The organism is Plasticicumulans sp. (assembly GCF_035331805.1).
Classification (GTDB): domain Bacteria; phylum Pseudomonadota; class Gammaproteobacteria; order Competibacterales; family Competibacteraceae; genus Plasticicumulans.
The window spans coordinates 1-3156 of the sequence record NZ_DAOLKE010000215.1; the positions used below are offsets into that span (position 1 = coordinate 1).

Annotated in this window: 3 protein-coding genes; all 3 read left to right on the forward strand. The window is 67.2% G+C overall.

Translation table 11 applies throughout. The features are described from left to right. Positions 1 to 815 precede the first annotated feature (815 nt). The 3 genes from PKE44_RS13610 (at position 816) to PKE44_RS13620 (ending at position 3142) form a co-directional block, all read left to right on the forward strand. On the forward strand, positions 816 to 1592 hold the full coding sequence (locus PKE44_RS13610; RefSeq protein WP_324552093.1) for a PEP-CTERM sorting domain-containing protein: 777 nt from the start codon (positions 816 to 818) through the stop codon (positions 1590 to 1592). A 9-nt stretch (positions 1593 to 1601) separates the two neighbouring features. Continuing rightward, positions 1602 to 2105 carry a hypothetical protein gene (locus PKE44_RS13615; protein WP_324552095.1) on the forward strand — a complete coding sequence of 168 codons (504 nt, stop codon included), beginning with the start codon at positions 1602 to 1604 and terminating at the stop codon, positions 2103 to 2105. 92 nt (positions 2106 to 2197) lie between these two features. Next, positions 2198 to 3142, forward strand: coding sequence for a GGDEF domain-containing protein (locus PKE44_RS13620; protein WP_324552097.1), 945 nt, complete (start codon positions 2198 to 2200; stop codon positions 3140 to 3142). Positions 3143 to 3156 lie beyond the last annotated feature (14 nt).

A 3156-nucleotide genomic window follows, 5' to 3' on the forward strand; every position in this document is an offset into this window, starting at 1 on the left:
GTGGCGGCTGATCCGCAGCGCCGGGCGCGCGCTGCCGCAGGAGGCGTTCATCGAGCCGGAGCACACCGCGCAAGCCGGCACCGCGCAAGCCTCTCTCCCCCGGCTTCCGGCTTCTTCCGACGGCTGAGCCGACCCCCAAGGGGCCGATCCCCGCCAGCCACGAGGCCGGCCCGCGGACCGGCAAACCCTCCCGATGCCGGCTTTCCTCCTGCCGCACAGGCCCGGACCGCGCTGTGCGCCGATTCCCGGCAGTCCCCTCATGCAGGCACTGCGTATCGCGTCGATGACTGCCGGCAGAGGCGTGTCCGGGTGATCGGAAGAGGGTTCATCCATGCGCAAATCGCATGGCTTTCGATGGCGATTCCGGGTTGCACCTGCGAGCAGGAATCCATCTTCTCTTGCCTCACGCTTGCGGATGAAACGCGCCTGGCACGGAGGTTCGCCTCACTTCAGTCGGTCCGGGCGTCAGATAGACCCGCAGCGCCTGCCTGCTTGTTTTCCTGAAAACAGGATAAGTCAAGCTGTATTCATGGTGACGAATATGACGCTCAAATTTTCAAGTTAATAAAAAGCAAGAAAATTATGTGGACGACATGATGCATGCATGGCATTTCAATATGCAGTTCAGAAATGCAGAAATGTATCCACACTATTTTTTTGTGTTTAATGCAATATGTGTCTCACAGGTATAGATTGGTCTTACCGGCCACAGGGGTGCAGGGAAACAATGATGGGCCGACCGCCTGGTCACGGAGGGCACAAGCAAGCTGCCGATATCGAATCGGCATGGGTCAATCCGGATTCAGGGGGTTCCGATGCTCAGGATCAACCGTCTTGCCGCGGCACTGCTCGCCGCCGGCCTCCTCGCTGGCGCCTCTGGTGCCTCGGCCACGCAGATCATCAACATCAACAGCGGCAGCCAGTGGCGCTCGACGACCGACGGGCTGGTCGGCACACAGTGGTTCTTCGGCAATTTCAGCAATGCCGGCGATCCGGCGACGGCGCCGTATCCGAATCTGGTCACCACGCCGAACGACATCGTGCCCGGTAGCTCGGCGCAACTGATGTGGGCCTGCGGGCCGGGTAGCACGCTCTGTGACAACACCGGCACCAACGGGCCGACCGAGGTCTGGTTCGGCATGCCGCTCGACCTGAAGGCGAATCCAATCGCCCGGCTCGGGGCGGCGCAGATCATTGCCGACGACTACTTCGAATTCATCGTCAACGGCCAGTTCGTGCAGACCGGCTATCTGGATGATCACATCGATCCGGTCACCGGCCAGCCGGTGCCGGTCAGCATCGATTTCACCAGTTACCTGCACGATGGCTACAACTGGCTGGAGATCCATGCCCTCGATGGCTACTTCCCGACCCTGGGTGCGGCCTGTGATCCCGGCTACACCGAGCGCCCGGTTCAGGATGCCCGCGGCACGTTCTGCGCCGGGGATCGTGTCGGCGAGTACGCCTTCGTCGATGGCGTCATCGTTTCGGTGCCGGTGCCGATGACCGCGGCGCTGATGGGCGCCGGGCTGCTCGGTCTGGTACGTCGGCGCAACCGGCCGGCGACGGGCGCGATGCGCCTGATGGCCTGAGGAGGTCCCATGACTATTACCCCGAAACCCTGGTTCACGTACTACGACCTGGGCGTCGACCTGCAGCGCTGCTTCGAAGACAACTGCACACGCCTCTATCAGACCGCCCGCCAGAGCCTGAGCGACGAGGAGGGGCGCGAGCCGCCGGCCCGGTGGTGGCAGGCGGGGCTCGGCTGCCTCGGGGCGCTGCGGCCGTGGCTGCTCGGCTGGCAGTCGATGGCCGATGAGCAGGGCGAATATCTGGCGACGGCGCTGCTGCGCTGCCAGCGCCAGCTCGGCGAGCAGCGCGAGCGGCTTGCCGAAGAGATGCTCAGCGTCTGGCTGGCTGGTCTGCAGCGACTGGAACCGCCGGGGCCGTTCGCACTGCTCGATCAGCTGCTGGGTTTGCCGGCGGCGAGTGCGAAGCAGCAGTTGCCCGTGGTGGCGAAGCCCGGGGAAAACCCGCCGCCGTCCGAATCCGGAGCGCAGGCCAGCCCTGCCGGAAAGAGCCGCGCCAGCGCGGTCACCAGCTGACATGGCCCGCCCCTGGCCGGGGCGCTGGCAGCGCAACCTGTGTGCCTGGTACCGGGAGCGGCACCGGTTGTACCGGGGTGGCGGCCGGGAAGGTGTGCCCTGAAGCGGCCCCCGAGGCGGCACCGTCCGATCCCGACGGCCGCGAAGCCTGGGAGCTTGGCTGGCGGCGACTGCTCGACAGCTTCGGGCGCGAGCCCGCGGAGGTGGCGTTCGTGTTCGAGCGCGACGGCCGCTGCCGGCTGGCGACCACCGGCAGGGCGTTTTCCTGTCTGGGCCAGGATGATGGCCGCGACTGGCGGGTGCGGTTGCCGGAGCCGGTGCGCGCAGTCATCGAACAGCTCGCGCATCTGGCCCGGCTCGGGGTCTCGACAAGCCGCGGCGTGTGCTGCAACGGACGGCAGTACCAGTTCCGCAGCCTGGCGCTGCGCCCCAGCGAACCGGCGCCCGGAACGGTGCTGGTGCTGGGGCAGGACGTGACCGAAGCCAACGCCGCGATGCAGGCCCTGCACGTGCTCGGCAGCCGGCTGCTCGGGCTGGCCGAGCGCGACGTGCTGCTCGACATCGCCAACCGGCGCTGCTTCGAGCGCAGCCTGCAGCGGGAATGGCGCCGGCTCCGGCGCGAGGGCGGCCACCTGGCCGTGCTGTTCGTCGATCTCGACGACTTCAAGGCCTGCAACGACCGCTTCGGCCATGCCTGGGGCGATGTCTGCCTGCTGCGTGTGGCCACCGTGCTGCAGCAGGTCGCGACCCGCCCGGCCGATCTGGTGGCCCGCTACGGCGGCGACGAGTTTGCCGTGCTGCTGCCCGATACCGACGAGGCCGGCGCCCGGCTGCTCGCCGGGCAGATGCACGCGCTGCTGCAGGGCCAGCAGGACCCGCAGCACCCCCGGCTGACGCTGACCATCGGCGCGGCCGCGGCGGAGGCGGGGCAGCTGGCGATGGCGAGCGAACTGCTCGATCTCGCCGATCGGGCGCTGTATCGCGGCAAGACCCGGGGGCGCAACTGCACGGTTGCGGCTTCGGAGCTTGCGGGCTGAACCGATGCAAGCGG